We start from the raw sequence: 18,238 nt of genomic DNA on the forward strand, positions 1-18,238 counted from the left end.
GGCTGTACGCCATTACTCGCCCATCCAACGGCGCCTGGGTTCCGGAAACATCCTTGAACGCTCTGTCCTGAACGCCTCCCGGGCACCGTCTTTGTTGCGACCTCTGCGTAACAATCTGAAACATCTAGACCTGCGCAGAGGTCAATGGCACATCGCCCTCAGAACGTACCCCATGAAAGCAGTAGCCCCCGCAGAACGCCTCGAACCCCTCACTCAACTTCGTAACCTGAAAATGGCCCGGTCCGCCCACGCTTATGTGCGTGGCAGTACCGTCCAGTTCTATGAATGGCTGCATAGCCAGCCTGGGCGCCGGCTGCCCGGTGGGCCACCGGTTTGGATTTGCGGGGATTGCCACGCGGGCAACCTTGGCCCGACCGGCAGCCTCAAGGGCAAGATCGACATTCATATCCGCGACCTGGACCAGACGGTGATCGGCAACCCGGCCCACGACCTGGTGCGCCTGGGGCTGTCTTTGGCCACGGCCGCGCGCGGCTCCGACCTGCCCGGCGTGGCCACTGCGCGCATGCTCGAGGAAATGATGCGGGGGTACGAGCTGGCGTTCGACCCCGGCAACGACGAAGAGCCCGAGCGCCCGCCGCAGGTGAAGGGCAGCATGCGCAGCGCCGTGCAGCGCACCTGGAAGCACTTGGCCAAGGAGCGTATCGAACACCTGCACCCTACCATTCCACTGGGCAAGCATTTCTGGCCGCTGTCCAAGGAAGAGCGCAAAGCGATCAAGGCCTTGTGCGAAGGGCCAGACATTCACGGTTTGGTGACGTCACTCAAAGGCCGCTCACAACAGGACCCGGTAACCCTGCTGGACGCGGCCTATTGGGTGAAGGGCTGCAGCTCGCTGGGCTTGTGTCGCTATGCGGTATTGCTCGGCGTGGGCCCTGAAGAAGAGCGGGACTATTGCCTGATCGATATCAAGGAAGCAGTCGGTGCCGCGGCGCCCCGCGCGGCCCGGGCCCCAATGCCGCGGGACAATGCACAACGGGTGGTCGCTGGCGCGCGGCAGCTCTCACCTGCCTTGGGCAACCGCATGATCGCCACACGCATGCTGGGCCGGGGCTTCTTCATCCGTGAACTGCTGCCCCAGGACATGAAGCTGGAGCTCGACGAGCTTACCCAGGCCGAAGCCATGACCGTGGCGACTTACCTCGCCCGCGTGGTCGGCAAGGCGCACGCCCAGCAAATGGACATGACCACCCGGCAAGAATGGGTGAACGACTTGCAACGCAACCGCTCCCGGGCGCTGGATGCCCCGTCCTGGCTGTGGTCCAGTGTGGTGCAATTGGTAGGCAGCCATGAAAAAGGCTACCTGGAACACTGCCGCCGCTATGCGCTCGAACAAAGCCGCAAGGAATAACCCTTCGCGAAACGGCAAAACCCTATTCGCGAGCTCTGCCGGCTTCCAACACAGGTCTGATCCTGGCCGGGCATTGCCGGAGCTCGCGAATGGCGCCACGCTTACGCGAGCGTCTGCACAACCACCTCGGCCATGGCGTTCAGCCTGCCGCTCACATCGTCCGCTATTGGTAACAGCATGAAATCGACCTCCGGTAGCGGCGGCAACACACCCTCGGGCAGGGCAATCATGCCGTGCTCGACGATCGACGAAGCATTGAGGCACGCAATGCCCAAGCCCGCTGCAACCGCGGCCTGCAACCCGGCCACACCGGAGGCCACGTGGGCGAGTTCATGGGGAATGCCGTGCGCGTTCAACGCCTGACAGGCCACCCTGTGCAGCGTGCAGGTTTCGGGCAGCAGCGCCAGTTCCACTGCACGCCCCGGCTTGAGCACCGTGCCACGCGCCGCCACCCATTGCAGCGGTTCGCTGCGCAACACGTGGGTGCCTGCGGGCAATGCAGGCCGCGCCGACGCCACCTGCATCACCACCGCCAAATCAAGCTCGCCACTGCGATGGGCCGCGTTGATCTCAGCGCTTTTGCCAATCCGTGTTCTTATCCGCAACCCGGGATAATGGTGGGCCAGGCGCCCCAACAGCCTCGTCACCTCGCCAGGGCGCAAGTAATCCGAGATGCCCAGATGCACTTCCCCAATCAGGGGCACGGCATGCATGTCCCGCCACGCCGCGTCCGCCAGGGCCAGAATGCCACGCGCATGGGCCAATAGCCGCTCCCCCGCTGCCGTTGGCTTCACCCCAGACTTGCCACGCACCAGCAACTGCGCGCCGGCAGCGTCTTCAAGCTTGCGCAGTTGTTCGCTCAGCGAAGATTGTGAAAGGCAGCGCAAGGGCGCGGCTGCAGAAAAGCTGCCGGTATCCACGGCCGCAATTAGTGTCTTGAGCTGTTCCAGATCGAAGCCGCGCATTGCTCATCCACCCGTTTTCCGATGGATGCCATCGTACCTTCCCGCTGTACCGATGGATACAAGCTTTGCACAATGGGCCTCTCCCCTCCCGACTGGAGTCACCCATGCCACATATCGATCTCAAGCTTTCCGGTACCCGCGATGCCGAACTCGGCCAGCAAGCCGTGGCCATCGTTCATCGCCTTACCGCCGAAGTGCTGGGCAAGGCGCCCGAACTGATGGCGACCACGGTTCAATACATCGGCGACCATGACTGGTTTATCGCAGGTAAACCACTGGCACAAACAGGCGGCACTGCTTTCCACCTGGATATCAGCATCACCGACGAGACCAACACCAAGCAGGAAAAGGCGCGGTTCATTCAAGAGGTGTATGCCGCCCTCTCCCAACTGCGGCCCAACCCGGCCTTGTGCTCGTACGTGCACCTGATCGACGCCCGCGCGGCGGCGTACGGCTATGGTGGGCGTACCCAGGAATGGCGCCATCAGCACGGCTGAACACCGTGCCTGCTACGCTCAAGGGCTACCGAACTCAGCGATGAACCGGAGGCCCCCATGGACACCATTCGTGGCAGCTGCCTGTGTGGCGACGTGCGACTCGAGGCTTCAGGCCGCCCTTATCGGGTAGGCCTGTGCCATTGCCTGGATTGCCGCAAGCACCACGGTGCGCTGTTTTATGCCTTTGCCATATTCCCGGAAAACACCGTGAAGGTTGAGGGCCAGACCCAGGCCTACGCTGGGCGACATTTCTGCCCACGCTGCGGGTCATCGCTGTTCGCCCACGACGGGGGCGACGAGATCGAGGTGAACGTAGGGGCACTGGACAGCCCCAACTCGTTAATACCTACCTACGAATGCTGGACGATCCGACGCGAAGCCTGGCTGCCCCCCTACCCGCACGCCAAACAGTACGAAAAGGACCGGGACAAGGCGCGCCGTACCGAGCCCTAAGGCGGGCGGGCGCGCCAGGTCCCTTGCCGTAGCGCGCCGATCACCAGCGGCCCCGGCCCTGTGAGCGCCAACCCGCCGAACAGGATCGCCAGCAGCCAGGCGAACTGCCCCTCTTCGATCGTCCACTCCAGGTGCACCACCCCGAGTGCAACCGCCAGCACGCCGAGCACCGGCAGGCAGGCCAGCCGCGCGTAAATGCCCAGTATCAGCAGCACCGGGCAGAACACCTCGGCGAACACCGCGAAGGCAAGGCTGAAGGTAGGGCCCAGGCCAAAGGGGTCTTCGATCTTCAGCACCTCGGTGGACCAATGCAGCAACTTGGGCAAACCGTGCACGTGCATAAGCAGCGCGGCGGCAGCCACGCGCATGAACAGCAAGCCGTAGGCGAGTGAAGGGGGATAAGCGGAGCGTAGGGGTGCCATGAGTCATCTCCAGTCGACGGACCTGCCACTGTTACCCACGGCCAGTGCTCTGGATTGGCCGCTTGTGCTTATTTACCTAGCAGAAAGCGCCGGCGGGATTGTCCCCGGAATGGAACCAGTTATGTTCAATTATGCTGGATTGTCGCCACCGCCGCGCTTCGCCAAAATGGCAACCACACCGCAGCAACGCCCAACGGCAAGCGCGGAACCCCTTTCAACTCAACGCACTCCCCACTTTCAAAAGGAAATGACCATGTCGAAGCGCGAACTCCTGAACCCTGCCAACTCTGCCCTGATCCTGATCGACCACCAGCCGCAGATGGCTTTCGGTGTTCAGTCCATCGACCGCCAGACGCTGAAGAACAACACGGTGGGGCTGGCAAAGGCCGCTAAGATCTTCAACGTGCCAACCATTTACACCTCGGTGGAAACCGAAAGCTTCAGCGGCTACATCTGGCCCGAACTGCTGGCGGTGAATCCCGGCGCCAAGCCGATCGAGCGCACCTCGATGAACAGCTGGGAAGATGCCAAGCTGGTGGACGCGGTAAAAAGCACCGGGCGCAAGAAGCTGATCATCGCCGCGCTGTGGACCGAGGTCTGCCTTACCTTCCCCGCCCTCGAAGCGATGGAAGAAGGTTTTGAGGTGTACATCGTGACCGACGCTTCGGGTGGCACTACCCAGGAAGCCCATGACATGAGCATTCAGCGGATGATTCAGGCCGGCGCGATCCCGGTCACCTGGCAGCAAGTGCTGCTCGAATACCAGCGCGACTGGGCGCACAAAGAAACCTACAACGCCGTGATGGACCTGGTGCGCGAGCACAGCGGCGCCTATGGCATGGGCGTGGATTACGCCTACACCATGGTGCACAAGGCACCGCAGCGCACCCTCGGGTAACCCAGCGCGAACCTAACGCCCGCCACGGCTTGCCCTGACGGGCGTTGTGCTGTTTACACTCGCCCCAATGCCGGTTCGAACGGGCCGTCCGGCGCTTCGCCGTGCAGCGAAATACGGTACGTCTCCGGCAGCGCCAGCCCACCCGCCAGCGCCAGCAGGGCGATCACCACCAGGTAGAACGCCGGCGCCAGGTTGCTCCCGGTAATGCCGATCAGCCAGGTGGCCATCAACGGCGCCGTGCCGCCGAACACGGTATAGGCCACGTTATAGGTGATGGCCGAGGCGGTGTAACGGGTGCGAGTGGGGAAGGTTTCGGCCAGCAGCGCTGCCGTCACGACACCACACAGCAAGGCGCCCACGGCCAGCAACAGCACACCGGCGATGGCCGGGCCTACCGAGCCGGACCCCGCCAGCCAGTAGGCCGGGAACACCGTGACCATCACCCACAGGCAGGTGAAGCCGATGGTCTTGCGGCGCCCTACCCTGTCCGAAAACGCCCCCGCCGCCGGGCATGCGCCCGCCGCGAACAGCAGCGCCACGGTGGTGACCAGCAACGCCTGGGCGCGGGTCAGGTGGCCCGCCACCTGCAAATAGGTGGCGAAATAGGTGGTGAACATATAGAACGACAGCGCGGTAAGCGAAATGAACGCACCCAGGCAGGCAATCGAGCCGGCGTGGTTGCGCAAGGTTTCCTTGAGCGGCGAGTGGCTGTGCGCTTTGCCTTCGGCCTGCACAGCCTGGAACGCCGGCGTTTCCTCCATGCGCCAGCGCAGGATCAGCCCCACCACCCCCAGCGGCGCCGCCACCAGGAACGGCACCCGCCAGCCCCAACTGGCCATGGCTTCGGGCGCCAGGCTGGCATCCAGCACATACGCCAGCACCGCCGCCACGGCAAAGGCCGAGAAGGTAGACACAGGCACGAAGCTGCCATACCACGCCCGCTTGTGCCGTGGCGCGTGCTCCATCAGGTACGACACGGCGCCTGCGTATTCACCGCCTGCGGAAAAGCCTTGAACGCACCGCGCCACGGTGAGCAGTATCGGCGCGAGGATACCGATGCTCGCATAGGTGGGCAGCAGGCCGATCACCGTGGTGGCGCCTGCCATCATCAGAATGGTGACCGAGAGAATCCGCTTGCGCCCCAGCCGGTCGCCCAGTGCGCCGAACACAATCCCGCCGAGCGGCCGAAGGGCGAACGCCACCGCAAATACCGCAAAGGTTTTGAGCAGTGCCACGCTGGGGCTGGTACTGGCGAAAAACTGGTTGGCGATGATGGTCGCCAGAAAGCCATACACCGCGAAGTCGAACCATTCCACGAAGTTGCCGATGGCCGCCGCGGCGATCACCTTGCGTAAGGTGGCCGGTGGAACCTGATCCAAGGTATGCGTCGCCATGCGCGAACTCCCAAGTGGTGATACTGAGGATTATCGGCAGTCGCCCAAACGGGCCTGTTCAGGAAGCGCCTCCGGCATAGTCAGAAACGCGATCAACCGCACCCGCTCTATGGCAAGGGTTCGCGAAAGGGGCGTGGAGCGAGCGGTGCGCCCGGGCTGAAGCAGACGTTGCAGCGGGGCCCGTTATCATCGCAACATGGCGCATCACCCCCACCGAGACGCTTTCATGATCCATGCCACCACCGGCCTGGTTGCCATCCTGGGAACCCCTATCGCGCAAGTGCAATCACCCACCAATTTCAACCGCTGGTTCCAGGCGCAGGGTCTGGACCTGGCCATGCTGCCTGTCGATCTCGCGCCCGAAGCGCTGGCCGGCTTCATCGCCAGCCTGCGCGGCTGGAACAACTTGCGTGGGTGCGTGATCACCGTGCCTTACAAGCAAACGGTAGTACCGCTGCTGGATGAGCTGAGCAGCCGGGCCCGGCTGCTGGGCTCGGTCAACGTGATCCGCCGCGAAACAAACGGCAGGCTGATAGGCGATAACGTAGACGGTGAAGGGTTTATCAAGGCCGCAGCCGCCCATGGTTTCGATGCCAAGGGCAAGCACGCGCTGGTGTTGGGCGCGGGTGGCGCGGGCGCGGCGATTGCCTATAGCCTGGCCGAAGCCGGCATTGCCGCGCTCGACCTTGCCGACCCTACCCCCGGCCGCGCCGAAGCGCTGGCACGGGTACTGCGAACGGCCTTCCCTGCGTTGACTGTCCGTGAGCAGGTCGCCCCGCTGGCGGGCTACGACCTGTTGGTAAACGCCTCGCCTATCGGCATGGGCGAGGCTGGCCAACTCCCCCTCCCTGATGACCAATTGGCGCAGCTGTTGTCTCATACCCATGTGGCTGATGTAGTTACCAAGCCGGTGCAAACGCCGTTGCTCACGCTCGCTCAAGCGCGGGGTTGTAGCGTTCAGACCGGCCCGCAAATGTCGCTGGCGCAAATGCCTGCCCTCGGCTTTTTCATGGGCGTGATGCCTGAAAGCCTCTGAGCCGCGCCTACGGTTTACCTGATAGCCAACTCGGACGATTCGCAGCCATGAGCAGCTCACTGAAGTCTGTACTGCTAGCCACCGTTCTAACGCTGTGCCTCCCGGCAGCGGCGCGGGCGGCGGGCGAGATCGAAGTGGTCACCGAAGAAATGCCGCCCTACAACATGACCGAGAACGGCAAGGTCACCGGCTTCAGCACCGACATCGTGCAGGCGGTGATGAAAGAAGCCGGGATCGACGCGCCGATCCAGGTGATGCCATGGGCCAGGGCCTACGACCGGGCGCTGAGCGTGCCCAACGTGCTCATCTATTCCATCGCCCGCACCCCCGAGCGCGAGGCGCTGTTCCAATGGGTAGGGCCCATCGCGCCAACCAACTGGTACCTCTACAGCCTCGCCGAACGCCCGGTCACCCTGCATTCGCTGGACGATGCCCGAGGGCAGAAGATCGCCACGGTGAACATGGATGTGGGCCAGCAGTTCCTGCTCAGCCGTGGGTTCAAGATGGGCACCGAGCTGCAATCAACCAGCCGCTACGAGAACAACTACCGCATGCTCAAGATCGAGCACGTGGGCCTGTGGATTTCGAACGAACTGAATGCCATTTACCTGATGCGCCAGAACGGCGACGACCCCGAGAGGGCGTTGGTACGCTCGCTCCCACTACCCGAACTGAGCAGCCCCGAAGGGTTGAGCCTGGCGTTCAGCAAAGGGACCTCCCCGGCCATTGTGGAGCGCTTCAAAAAGGCGCTGAACACTGTTCGCCAGAACGGTACGTATGAGGCGTTGATGCATAAGTGGCTTTCCAGCGCTGATCACTAGCGCTTACTCCAGCCGCTTTTCTTTGGAGGGCGGGTGCCCGAAGTACGCCGTGTAGCACTTGCTGAAATGGCTGGGGGATACAAAGCCGCACGCCACGGCCACTTGCACCACGGTGAGGTTGGAGTGCTGAAGCAAACGACGGCCCTCGGTGACCCGAAGCTCCAGGTAATAGCGCAACGGCGTGGTGTTGAGTTGTTGCTGGAACAGGCGCTCGATCTGGCGGCGGGAGCGGTTCACGTATTCGGAAATCTGCGTAAGGTCCAGCGGTTCGTCCAGGTTGGCTTCCATCAGCTTCACCACTTCGCGCAGCGGCGCGGTGAGCTTGAGTTGCAGCTTGGGGTTCACCCGTTTGTAGCGCGACGCCTCGAAGGCAAGGATATCGACAATCCCGTCTACCAGCGCCGCGCCATGGCTCTGGCCGATCCACTCCAGCACCATGTTGAACGCCCCATTGGGGCTGGCGGCGGTGTAGCGGTTGCGGTCCACCATATAGCTCTCGCTGGTGACCTCGCTGTGCTGGGCAATTTCCGCCAGCGCAGGCCGGTGCTCCGGGTGAATCGCGCAGCGGTAGCCGTCCAGCAGGCCGGCCTGGCCGAGGAACCACGCCCCGTTCCACAAGCCCGCCAGCGCAACGCCCTTCTCCGCCGCGCGCTTGAGCACCGCGCGCAGTTCGGGCTGGCCACGTAGGGGGGTGCGTAACCCGCCACACACCACAAGCAGCTTCAACTGCTCCAGCTTGCAATCGCCCAGGCTGCCGTCGGCGCGAATCACCAGCCCCAGGTCGCTGATCACATCCTGGCCATCAAGCGTGAGCGTACACGTGGTGAACAACTCGGCCTGCAGCAGGTTGGCGGTAATCAGGGTATCCAGCGCCTGGGTGAATGCAGGCAGCGAAAAATGCTCCAGCAAAACGAAACCAACCCGCGATTGCGGGATGGCCGTGGCGCTTTTGTTTTGTAGGTAGCGCAGGTTCTTGCCCTGCATGCCGCCACTGAACAGACGTCTGTCGATCTTTCAATACTCGGTCGGGTGATCTGAAAGCCGCAGGCGTTGGAGCCCTCACTACCACGATGCGAGAATGCAGCCGTAAGCGAAGTTAGCGAAATGGGAGCGGTTACGCTAGCCGAAATACCGAACGCGGAACGCGTCTATCGCTACAGCGATGAAAATCATTACCCCACCGATCATGCCGACGTAGAACGAAGGTACATTCACGATTGCCAGGCCTACCTGGATCACGGTCAGCAACAGCACGCCCCCCAATACGCCCTTAACGTTGCCCCGGCCACCGAATACGCTCACCCCGCCAATGATGGGCGCCGCGATGGCGTAGAGGAGGTAACTCGAGCCCTGGTTCGAGGTGATCGCCATCTGCCAGGACGCCAGCAGGAAGCCCGCCAGTGCCGCCAGGAAGCCGGAGATCGTGTAGGTGATGATCTTGATACGGTTAACCCGGATACCCGCCGAGTTGGAAGCCACGGCATTGCCGCCCACGGCGTATACGGACCGGCCCAGCACCGTGCGGGTGAGTACGATCCCCATCACCACCAGTGCCACGACGAACACCACCGGCATCAAGGGCCAGCCGCCCAGGGTTGCCTGGCCGATCCATACATAGCCATCGGACAGGTTGGTCAGGGTGGTGCCCTGAGTGAGTGCCAGCAGCGCGCCCTGAAGGATGATCATCATCGCCAGGGTTTCGATCAGCGACACCATCTTCAAGCGCGTGATGCACAGCCCGTTGAAGAAGCCGATAAGGGTGCCTACCAACAAACCGATCACCATGGCAACCGCCCACGGCAGCCCCCACTCGGAGTACGCCAGGGCGCCCACCGCCGCAGAAAACCCCGCGTTCGCGGGGATCGACAGGTCGATTTCAGCCACCAGCAGCGGCAAGGCCACCGCAAGCCCCAGGGTGCCCAGCACCGTGGCCTGCACCATTACGTTCTGCAGGTTGAAGAGGGTGAAGAAGAACTCGTTGAAGGCGCCGAAAAAGGCTACGAGCGCGATCAGCCAGATCCACACCACGTTGTGCAGCACCCAACCGAGCACAGCCTGCCTGTTGACCTTGGTCGTGGCAGGCGACAACCCGCTGCCGGCACTCGATACATTGCTCATTTGCAGGTCTCCCATCTTGTAATTATTCACGCGGTGCTTGCCCCTGTACTGATGCACGCAGACGCTCGACAGTGATGTCCGCGCCGGTGAGCGTTTCCTTGATGCTGCCCTGATCGAAGATGCAAACGCGGTCCACGGCCCGTACCAGTTCGTCGGTATCGGTGGACACGATAATCACCGCAACGCCCGCCTCGCTCAGTTGGTCGATGATCCGCAACACGTCCTGCTTCACGCCCATATCGATGCCGCGGGTAGGTTCGTCGACCATCAGCAGCCGGGGCTTGGTAGCCAGTACACGGCCCAGGCAAACCTTTTGTTGATTGCCGCCACTGAGCGTATTCACGGTGTAATCGGGGTTAGGGGCCTTTACGCCCATCGCCTTGAAGTAATGCGTGACCACATCGCTTTCGGCGTCGCGGTCGATGAACCCGCCTTTGGTGCGCGCGCCGAGGGAAGACAACGCGATATTGGTGCCGATGGACATCGGCCCTACAGCACCATCGCGGCGGCGGTCGTCGGACAGATAAGCGATCCCGGCATCAAAGGCCGCCCGCGGTGAACGAGGCAGCGGGCGCTGCGCCTCGCCGTTGATCGAAAGCGTACCCACGGCCGGGTGCAGCCCGAAGATCGCGCGCGCGGTTTCCTTCGCGCCCGCGCCTGGCAGGCCGGTGAACCCCACCACCTCCCCTGCCGCGATATCCAGGCTCTCCAGTGACAGGTACTTGCCCCGCACCCCACGCAGCGCCACCGCCGGCGGTTTACCCGACGGGTCACGGCGCTTGCGCTGGAACAACTCCACACCCCGCCCAATCACCAACTCGGTGAGCTGCTCCGAAGACAGCCCGCTCACGTCACTGGAACGCCCCGCCAGGCTGCCATCGCGCAGTACCGTGACCGCGTCGCAGATTTCCAGGATTTCGTCGTTGTAATGAGAGATGAAGATAAAGGTTACCCCGCCCTGCTTGAGGCGCAGCATGAAGTCGAACAACTGGCGGCGGTCCGTCACAGTCAACGACGCCGTGGGCTCGTCCAGAATGATCACCTTGCCGCCCGAAAACATTGCCCGCAGGATATTCAGCTTGCGCCGGGCAACCGCATCCAGGTTGCCGGCCAGCGCATCGGGATCGATACCCGAGCCCTCGAGCATTCGCGCCGCGTCTGCCCGCAGCGCTTTCCAGTCCACAAAGCCATGACGGGTGGGCCAGATCCCAAGCATAAGGTTTTCGGACGCGGTCATGTTGCCGATGATCATCGGCTCCTGGGTGACCAGAAACACGCCTGCCTGCTCCATGGCCTTTACGTCCACATGTTCAAGCAGCTGGCCATTCATGAAGATCTGGCCGGAGGTGGGCACCACCTGCCCGGAAATGATGCCCACCAAGGTGGATTTGCCCGCACCGTTCTCGCCCAGCAATCCGTGGATCGAACCGCGCTCGATCTGCGTAGTGACCCCGCGCAGCGCATGGACGGGGCCATAGCTTTTGGTCACATTCTCGATCCGCAGAATCGCACTGTCTGCCGTCAACTCATCCCGCATGTCAGGTAAGGCCATGATTGTTATCTCGCTCAACGAATAACCACCGGAGCAGGCAAGCGTCGCTCCAACGCAACAAGGCAATGCCGTGGATCAGGCCTTCACGCCCCAATCGTTTTCCGCGACAGAGCCCCAGTGGCGTTTATCCTTTGCGTTCTCGGGGGTGATCACGAACGCGGGGATGATCAGCGTGGGCCCGGTCTTGCCCTGGACGATTTCGCCTTTCTCCCAGAAGTACTTCTTGTTCTCGTAAGTACCCAAGGGCACCGGCTGGCCGTTGAGCGAGTGCTTGGTGATCATTTCCACGGCGATTTCGCCATATGCCACCGGGTCCTGGGAGATGCAGGCGTCCATGTAGCCGTCCTGAATCCACTTGAGGGCAACCGGCTCACCGTCGATATTGACGAAAATGACATGCCCCTCCTCCCCTATCTTTTTCCACCGGTTCTTCTGCTGAAGCGCGGTCACGATGCCGCGCGATGGCGAATCGGATGGCGCGTGAACCGCGTCCAGGCTGGGGAACTCAGAGAGCGTCGAGAGCGTGACGGCAAGCATTTTGTCCAACTGGCCGTCAGTGGGCCGGGCAAGGTACTTGATGTCCGGGTACTTGGCGAACACCGAGTCCATGCCTTCCTTGCGTAGCCGCCAGGCCACTGAGGCAAGGGCACCGTAACAATTGAGCACAGTGCCTTTGGGGCTGCCGTACTTCTGAACCAGGCGCTTCACGATCTCCTCGGCCGCCATCACCCCGCCCTGGTGATTGTCGAAACTCACCGTGATCGCCACATCGCCGCCATCGGCGGGTGTGTCGATGATCCCAACCGGAATTTTCTGCCGGTTGTAGCGGCGGATCGCCGAGACGATGGCCTGGCTGTCGATAGGGTCGGAAATGATCGCCGAGGGCTGAGACAACATCAGGCTCTGCCATTGCTCGAGCTGGCGGGTATTGTCGAAGCTGGCATTGGTGGCCTGGAACGTACCGGAACGCGCTTGCACCGCGCGCTTGACCGCCTCCTCCTGGATCACAAAAAAATAATAATCCAGGCTTTTGTTCGCGTAGGGGATCGATAACGCGTTCTGGGCAAACGCGCCGCGGCCGAGCATTGCGCCCAGCCCCAGCACTACGCCGCCAGCCAACACATTGCGACGGCTCACTTGAGACAGGTTCGTCTTTTTCATGGGAGTGTTCTCCGTTTTATTCTTGTAGGGTTACAGCGTTGTCTCGCTTGCCTCACTGATGCTTTCGAACGGCTGCGGGCCGGGGGTTATCGCCGGGTCACATAGGAAGACCCGTCGAAGCAGCCAACCACCATGCCAACGGCTTCGCGGGTGAACAGCCCGTTCTCCACCACGCCAGGGATACGGTTGAGTTCGGTTTCCAAGGGCGCGGGCTGCGCGATGACCGGGCCGCAATGGCAATCGAGAATGAAGTTGCCGCTGTCGGTCACCACCGCCTGGCCGTCTCGCATACGACGAACAATGCGCGCTCCGGCGATGCCGTGATCGGCCAATACTCGATCTACCCGACGTTCGGTCTGTTGCCAGGCGAACTGCACCACTTCCACGGGAAGGGGGAACGCGCCCAGGCAGTCCACGATCTTGGTTTCATCGCACACGCAGATCATTTGCCTGGAGGCATGGGCAATGATCTTTTCCCACAGCAGGCACGCCCCGCCGCCCTTGATCATGTTGAACTGGCGGTCGATTTCGTCCGGGCCGTCCACGGTCAGGTCCAGTTCGCCGATTTCGTTTGGGTCGAGAATTTCGATGCCCACTTCCCGTGCCACGTCGCTGGTAGAGCGAGAGGTTGTAGTACAGGTCAGCTGCAGCCCTTGCGCCACCAGCTTGCCCAGCTCCCGGACAAAAAAGTGCGAGGTGGTACCCGAGCCGAGGCCCAGCTTCATGCCGTCGTGAATGAAGTCTTCGATCACTCGACGCGCCGCGACCTTCTTGGCTTCATTTTGTTGGCTGTTCATCTGTTGCTCCTGTGTGCCCGTTCAGATCTTGTCGGTGCGCCATGAATCGAGCGCGGTGAGCTGGTCGGGGAACTCGCTGCCGCTGGCAATCGCGATCGCGGCAACCAACATGTTGGTGACCAGGTGATGGTTCAGCCGCGAGGCCAATGGGGTCATCAATTCGGTATGTTCGTAAGGCTTGACGGCGATCAGCACGTCCGAAACCAGCGCCAGAGGGCTGTCATCGGCGGCGATCGACACAACCTTGGCGCCCGATTTGCGCGCGGCCCTGGCCACCTCCACCATCTGGCGGGTGTGGCCCGATTGCGAATAGATCAACGCCACTTCCCCTTCCCGGGCGCTGTGCACATGCATGTCCTGGCGTTTGGCGCCCAACAGCGCCTGGCAGCGCAGGCCGAGCCGCTGGAACTTGTGCTCGGCATCCAGAGCGTTCACTTCGGAGATACCGGTGGCGTAGATGCCGGTCCAGGTGGCGCTTTGCAGGTAGCGGGCGGCTTCAGCCACGCGGTCGGGCGCCAGGTCCTCGGCAAGCCGTTGAATGGCATTCAGCGAGTTGCGGCAGGTTTTGCGCACAATGTTTTCGACGCTGTCATCAGGCGTGATCTGCTCGTAGGCGAACGGCGCCAAGGGCACAAGGTTCTGCACCAGGTGCAGCTTGAATTCCTGATAGCTTTCAAAGCCGAAGCGGCGGCAGAACCGCATCACCGTGGGATCGCTCACGGAGCAGGTTTCCGACAGCTTGGCCATGCTCATTTGCAGCACCTTGGATGGCGAGCTGGCGACAAAATCGGCCACCCGCCGCTCTGCCCGGTGCATGCCTTGGCTTTCCTGCTCAATCCGTTGCAGCAAACCTAGGGTCATGGGCGTGCCTCGACCGGTGCCGGGCTGCACTGCAGCAAGTCGGCCAGGCGGCCGAGGCGCTGGCCCTGGGAAGTGACCACCTTGGCTCCTCCGCCCCAAGGCACCACAAAGAACGGAACCCCTGCCCCTGCCGCGGCCTTCTGGTCAACGGTTGTGTCACCAACGTACGCCCAGGCGCCTTCGCTGACGCTCATGGCCGTGGCGACAGCCAGCAAATGCGCCGGGTCGGGTTTACAGGCCGGGACGGCATCGGCCCCCAGCGCCACCTCGAACAGCGAGGACAACCCCAATTGCGCCAGCACTTTGCCGGTCACCGCATGATTTTTATTCGTGCAGATGCCCAGGCGAATGCCCGCATCCCGAAGTGCCTGCAGGTCCTCTCGCACATAAGGGAAGAAACGGGTCAGCCCTGCCGGGTCTTCAAGATAGGCACGCAGGTAACCATCAAAGGCCCGTTGCACTGCTGCCTCGTCATAGGCAATACCAAGGTCTTCAAGGATATCGATGATCAAGCGGCGCGGGCCGTTGCCAATGAACTGCTCCACATGGTCGGGATGGAGTTCGGGCCAGCCATTCGATGCAAAGCCCACATTCAGGGCCTTTGCGATGTCAGGCGCGCTGTCGATGAGCGTTCCGTCAAGATCGAAAATAAGCGCGGAATAGGCGGACATGGAACACACTCCAAACAAATTACTAATCAAAAATAGGATCGCCGAGCGCTGCGAAGGTCTGCCGCAGGGCCGGGTACAAATGGCAATAGATGCCATGGGCGCGGGCCAATACCTCAGTGCTGGTGCCATCGGGCGACTGGCAGGTAATGCCCCGGCAACTCGCCGCGGCGCTCGCGGCGTCTCGCCACACACCTATACCCAGCCCTGCCACGAGCGCGGCGCCAAACGCAGCCCCTTCGGCCGCGCCCTCGGTGGTTACCACGTCGCAGCCGAAGATATCCGCTTGCAGCTGGCGCCACAGCGGCGAACGCGCGCCGCCGCCCGATGCCTTGATCACGTGCCCGGCAATGCCCAGCGGGGTCATCAATGCATGCATGTCCGCCAAGGCGTGTACCACACCTTCCATCACGGCCCGGGCCATGTCTTCGCGCCGATGACAGGCCCGCAGGCCTACAAAAGCGCCGCGAGCGACCGGGTCCGGGTGCGGGCAGCGCTCACCGTTCAGGTATGGCAGGAACAGCAGGCCGCGAGCGCCAGCGGGGCTCAGGCTGGCCTCGGCCGCCAGTTGCTCGAATGACGGCACGTTGCCGCTGACGCCCGGGCCCAGCACATCGCGGAACCAACTCATGGCACAGCCGGCGTTCAGCGATACCCCCATGCAATGCCACTTGTCCGGGGCCACGTTACAGAACACCTGCAAACGCCCCTCCGGGTTGGCCTGGGGTGCATCCAGCGCGGCCGCGAGGATACCTGCCGTGCCGATGGTTGTCTGTATATCGCCCGGGGCGATCACCCCAGAGCCGAGCGTCTGGATAACCGAGTCACCTCCACCGCCTACCACGGGAATGCCCACCGGCAGGCCCAGCAGCGCGGCCCCGGCGGCCGAAACCCGGCCACTGATGACCTGGGATTCGAACACGGGGGGCAGCAATGCGGGGTCGATACCCACGCGCTCCGTCAACCCGATTGCCCACTGCCGCTCGCGCACGTTGAACAGGCCGGTGCCAGACGCATCCGACACTTCCGTGGCCACCTCGCCGGTGAGTTGCAAGCGCAGGTAATCCTTGGGGTTGAGCACAGTGGTCATGCGTTTGAACAATTCCGGCTCATGCCGACGCATCCAGAGGATCTTGCCGCCGGTATAGCCCACTAACATACGGTTGTTGGTGGCCGCCAGCAGGCCCTCCAGCCCACCGGCCGCTTCGGTGATCTGATCGCATTCGGCGCTATTGCGCTGGTCGTTCCAAAGGATTGCCGGCCTTAGGACACGGTGGGAGGCATCCAGCGGGACCAGCCCATGCATCTGCCCCGAAAGGCCAATGCAAAGCACCTCTACGCCGGGCGCCTGTTGCAGCACACCGGCAACGGCCTGGCGCGCGCCGTCGATCCACAGCTGCGGGTCTTGCTCGGTCCAGCCCGGCCGGGGTTGAGATAATGGGTAGGTGGCGGTGTGCGAGGCAATCACCGCGCCTTTAGTGTCGAGCAGCAACGCTTTGCAACCCGATGTACCGATGTCGATTCCAAGCAGCGCCTCCATGGCTCAGCTCCCCACACCGTGATGAAGCCTTACATGCTTGAAATGGAAATACTCGAGCAGGCCTTCACGGCCGTGCTCGTAGCCCACCCCGCTTTGTTTGCGGCCGCCATAGGGCGCGTTCATGATCCCGGCATCGACGTTATTGATGGCGACGTTGCCGTAATCCAACCCGGCGGACAGGGTATGGATATCCACCAGGTCGCGGGCGTACACATACGACGCCAGGCCATAAGGCGTGTCGTTGGCCAGGGCCACGGCCTCGGCAAGGTCGTCAAAGGGGGCAACGCCCACCAATGGCCCGAAGGTTTCCTCGGTCATTACCAACATGTGATGGGTGCAATCGGCAACCACCGTAGGCCGGAAGAAGTGCCCTGCCCCGTATTCCTCGCCCTCTGGTGCCATGCCACCGGCGACCAGCCGCCCACCTTTGGCAAGCGCGTCCTGCAGGTGCGCGCGGGTTTTGGCCAGGGGCTCGGCCGAGGCCATGGCACCGAGGTCGGCTGCGGGGTTTTCCAACCCGTTATGTACGCTCAAGGCGTCGGCCGCCGCACCCAGCTTGCTTACAAACTCGGCGTACACCGACCGATGAACATAGATGCGGTTGATCGCGATGCAGATCTGCCCGCAATTGCGGAAGCTGCGGCGCGTTGCGCCTTTCACGGCGGCGTCTACATCGGCGCTGGCAGTGACCACGAGCGGGCAGTTGCCGCCCAGCTCGAGAGACATGCGCTTGACCTGCGGGCAGCTCTGCTGAATGTGCAAGCCCACCGCGCTGGACCCTGTAAAGGCGATTTTGTCGACGCCCGGATGGTCCACCAAGGCTTGTCCAACCTGTGAGCCTTTGCCGGTCAGCACGTTCACCACGCCATCCGGGATGCCCGCCTCCGCGCATTTGCGCGCGATGGCCAAGGCCGTGTAGGGCGTGAGCTCCGCCGGTTTCACAATAATCGTGCAACCGGCGGCCAGGCTCGCGCACAGCTTCCAGCCCACTAGCTCCGCCGGGTAGTTCCACGGGGTGATGGCGCCAACCACGCCTATGGGTTCGCGCACCACCAGGCTTTGGAACCCGGGCTGGTCGTTGGGTACGATCTCGCCATGTACACGGGTGGCCTCTTCGGCATAGAAGTGGCACGCCTCGGCAAGCTTGAGTATCTCGCCCTTGGCTTCGTTGACGGGCTTGCCCTGCTCCAATGTCATCACTTGCGCCATGTCAAGGGCGTCCGCCGCGATCAGGTCACCCAAGCGGTGCAGGGCCGTGGCACGCGCCTTGGGCAGTTGCCGGGACCAGCCGCGAAAGGCGGTGCGGGCCGCTGTCACGGCATCATCCACTTCATCGGCCGTGGCAGCCGCGATATGGCCGATCACCTCTCCGGTAGCCGGGTTCTCTACCGCCAGACGCTCGCCGGTGCCTTGGCGAAACTGGCCGTTGATGAACAATGCGCCGTCAAGCGCGGTAATCGAATCGAACAGAGCATTATTGTTATTCATGAGTCTCCGTCGCCGTCCTCTGTGGAATGGGCCAGTGATGCAACCGAAAATATAGTATTGCTAGCTTTTTGCAAGCGGGTTTTGGTGGCCGATGTGCCCGCCGCCAGCCAGACCACAGCCGCCAAACCTTCTCGAAAATCGTATATATCTCGAATAATCAGCGGCTTATCGCTTCAAATGGTGCCAAACCCGCTACAT

The 18,238-nt window shown here is 62.6% G+C and carries 18 protein-coding genes; 6 read left to right on the top strand and 12 right to left on the bottom strand.

Features of this window, described 5'->3' with window-relative positions; all coding sequences use genetic code 11:
- Nucleotides 1-172: 172 nt before the first annotated feature.
- Entirely contained in the window at nucleotides 173-1,369 is a 1,197-nt protein-coding gene (locus G7016_RS16795; protein WP_181116647.1) for a DUF2252 domain-containing protein, read from the top strand.
- 101 nt (nucleotides 1,370-1,470) lie between these two features.
- Here the strand turns inward: G7016_RS16795 and G7016_RS16800 are convergent, their stop codons facing one another.
- Nucleotides 1,471-2,334: a LysR substrate-binding domain-containing protein gene (locus G7016_RS16800; protein WP_181116650.1), complete on the bottom strand. Its 864-nt coding sequence runs from the start codon at nucleotides 2,332-2,334 to the stop codon at nucleotides 1,471-1,473.
- Nucleotides 2,335-2,438: 104 nt separating this feature from the next.
- Between G7016_RS16800 and G7016_RS16805 the strand changes: the two genes are divergently transcribed.
- Both G7016_RS16805 and G7016_RS16810 read left to right on the top strand, forming a co-directional pair.
- Nucleotides 2,439-2,831 carry a tautomerase family protein gene (locus tag G7016_RS16805; RefSeq protein WP_181116653.1) on the top strand — a complete coding sequence of 131 codons (393 nt, stop codon included), beginning with the start codon at nucleotides 2,439-2,441 and terminating at the stop codon, nucleotides 2,829-2,831.
- Between the two features lie 57 nt (nucleotides 2,832-2,888).
- Nucleotides 2,889-3,284 carry a GFA family protein gene (locus G7016_RS16810; RefSeq protein WP_181116655.1) on the top strand — a complete coding sequence of 132 codons (396 nt, stop codon included), beginning with the start codon at nucleotides 2,889-2,891 and terminating at the stop codon, nucleotides 3,282-3,284.
- Here G7016_RS16810 and G7016_RS16815 read toward each other — a convergent pair.
- Nucleotides 3,281-3,706, bottom strand: a complete 426-nt coding sequence (locus G7016_RS16815; RefSeq protein WP_181116658.1) for a DoxX family protein — start codon at nucleotides 3,704-3,706, stop codon at nucleotides 3,281-3,283. The genes G7016_RS16810 and G7016_RS16815 overlap by 4 nt on opposite strands.
- Before the next feature lie 253 nt (nucleotides 3,707-3,959).
- On the opposite strand from G7016_RS16815, the gene G7016_RS16820 reads away from it, so the two are divergent.
- Complete coding sequence (locus G7016_RS16820) at nucleotides 3,960-4,604, top strand: hydrolase (protein WP_181116661.1); 645 nt, start codon at nucleotides 3,960-3,962, stop codon at nucleotides 4,602-4,604.
- A 53-nt stretch (nucleotides 4,605-4,657) separates the two neighbouring features.
- On the opposite strand, the gene G7016_RS16825 is transcribed toward G7016_RS16820, so the two are convergent.
- A complete protein-coding gene (locus G7016_RS16825) occupies nucleotides 4,658-5,998 on the bottom strand; it encodes an MFS transporter (RefSeq protein ID WP_181116664.1) in 1,341 nt (446 codons plus the stop codon).
- Nucleotides 5,999-6,224: 226 nt separating this feature from the next.
- Here G7016_RS16825 and G7016_RS16830 point away from each other — a divergent pair, with 226 nt between their 5' ends.
- Nucleotides 6,225-7,034: a shikimate dehydrogenase family protein gene (locus tag G7016_RS16830; RefSeq protein ID WP_181116667.1), complete on the top strand. Its 810-nt coding sequence runs from the start codon at nucleotides 6,225-6,227 to the stop codon at nucleotides 7,032-7,034.
- Nucleotides 7,035-7,081: 47 nt separating this feature from the next.
- Complete coding sequence (locus tag G7016_RS16835) at nucleotides 7,082-7,855, top strand: substrate-binding periplasmic protein (protein ID WP_181116670.1); 774 nt, start codon at nucleotides 7,082-7,084, stop codon at nucleotides 7,853-7,855.
- Nucleotides 7,856-7,858: 3 nt separating this feature from the next.
- Here G7016_RS16835 and G7016_RS16840 read toward each other — a convergent pair whose 3' ends face one another.
- The 9 genes from G7016_RS16840 to G7016_RS16880 form a co-directional block, all read right to left on the bottom strand.
- A complete protein-coding gene (locus G7016_RS16840; protein ID WP_181116673.1) occupies nucleotides 7,859-8,839 on the bottom strand; it encodes a GlxA family transcriptional regulator in 981 nt (326 codons plus the stop codon).
- Between the two features lie 135 nt (nucleotides 8,840-8,974).
- Nucleotides 8,975-9,973, bottom strand: coding sequence for an ABC transporter permease (locus G7016_RS16845; protein ID WP_181116676.1), 999 nt, complete (start codon nucleotides 9,971-9,973; stop codon nucleotides 8,975-8,977).
- A 22-nt stretch (nucleotides 9,974-9,995) separates the two neighbouring features.
- The gene (locus G7016_RS16850) at nucleotides 9,996-11,525 is read right to left on the bottom strand and encodes a sugar ABC transporter ATP-binding protein (protein ID WP_219854592.1); all 1,530 of its coding nucleotides are present in this window, start codon (nucleotides 11,523-11,525) and stop codon (nucleotides 9,996-9,998) included.
- Between the two features lie 75 nt (nucleotides 11,526-11,600).
- Nucleotides 11,601-12,686 (bottom strand): sugar ABC transporter substrate-binding protein, encoded by a 1,086-nt coding sequence (locus G7016_RS16855; protein WP_181116679.1) that lies wholly within the window; start codon nucleotides 12,684-12,686, stop codon nucleotides 11,601-11,603.
- Nucleotides 12,687-12,772: 86 nt separating this feature from the next.
- Complete coding sequence (gene rpiA / locus G7016_RS16860; protein WP_181116682.1) at nucleotides 12,773-13,483, bottom strand: ribose 5-phosphate isomerase A; 711 nt, start codon at nucleotides 13,481-13,483, stop codon at nucleotides 12,773-12,775.
- A 21-nt stretch (nucleotides 13,484-13,504) separates the two neighbouring features.
- Complete coding sequence (locus G7016_RS16865; protein ID WP_181116684.1) at nucleotides 13,505-14,344, bottom strand: MurR/RpiR family transcriptional regulator; 840 nt, start codon at nucleotides 14,342-14,344, stop codon at nucleotides 13,505-13,507.
- Complete coding sequence (locus tag G7016_RS16870; RefSeq protein ID WP_181116687.1) at nucleotides 14,341-15,015, bottom strand: HAD family hydrolase; 675 nt, start codon at nucleotides 15,013-15,015, stop codon at nucleotides 14,341-14,343. The genes G7016_RS16865 and G7016_RS16870 overlap by 4 nt, the downstream gene beginning before the upstream one ends.
- A 22-nt stretch (nucleotides 15,016-15,037) precedes the next feature.
- A complete protein-coding gene (xylB, locus tag G7016_RS16875) occupies nucleotides 15,038-16,552 on the bottom strand; it encodes a xylulokinase (RefSeq protein ID WP_181116690.1) in 1,515 nt (504 codons plus the stop codon).
- A 3-nt stretch (nucleotides 16,553-16,555) separates the two neighbouring features.
- Entirely contained in the window at nucleotides 16,556-18,040 is a 1,485-nt protein-coding gene (locus G7016_RS16880; RefSeq protein WP_181116693.1) for an aldehyde dehydrogenase family protein, read from the bottom strand.
- Nucleotides 18,041-18,238 lie beyond the last annotated feature (198 nt).

The organism is Pseudomonas japonica, from assembly GCF_013522925.1.
Taxonomy (GTDB): domain Bacteria; phylum Pseudomonadota; class Gammaproteobacteria; order Pseudomonadales; family Pseudomonadaceae; genus Aquipseudomonas; species Aquipseudomonas japonica_A.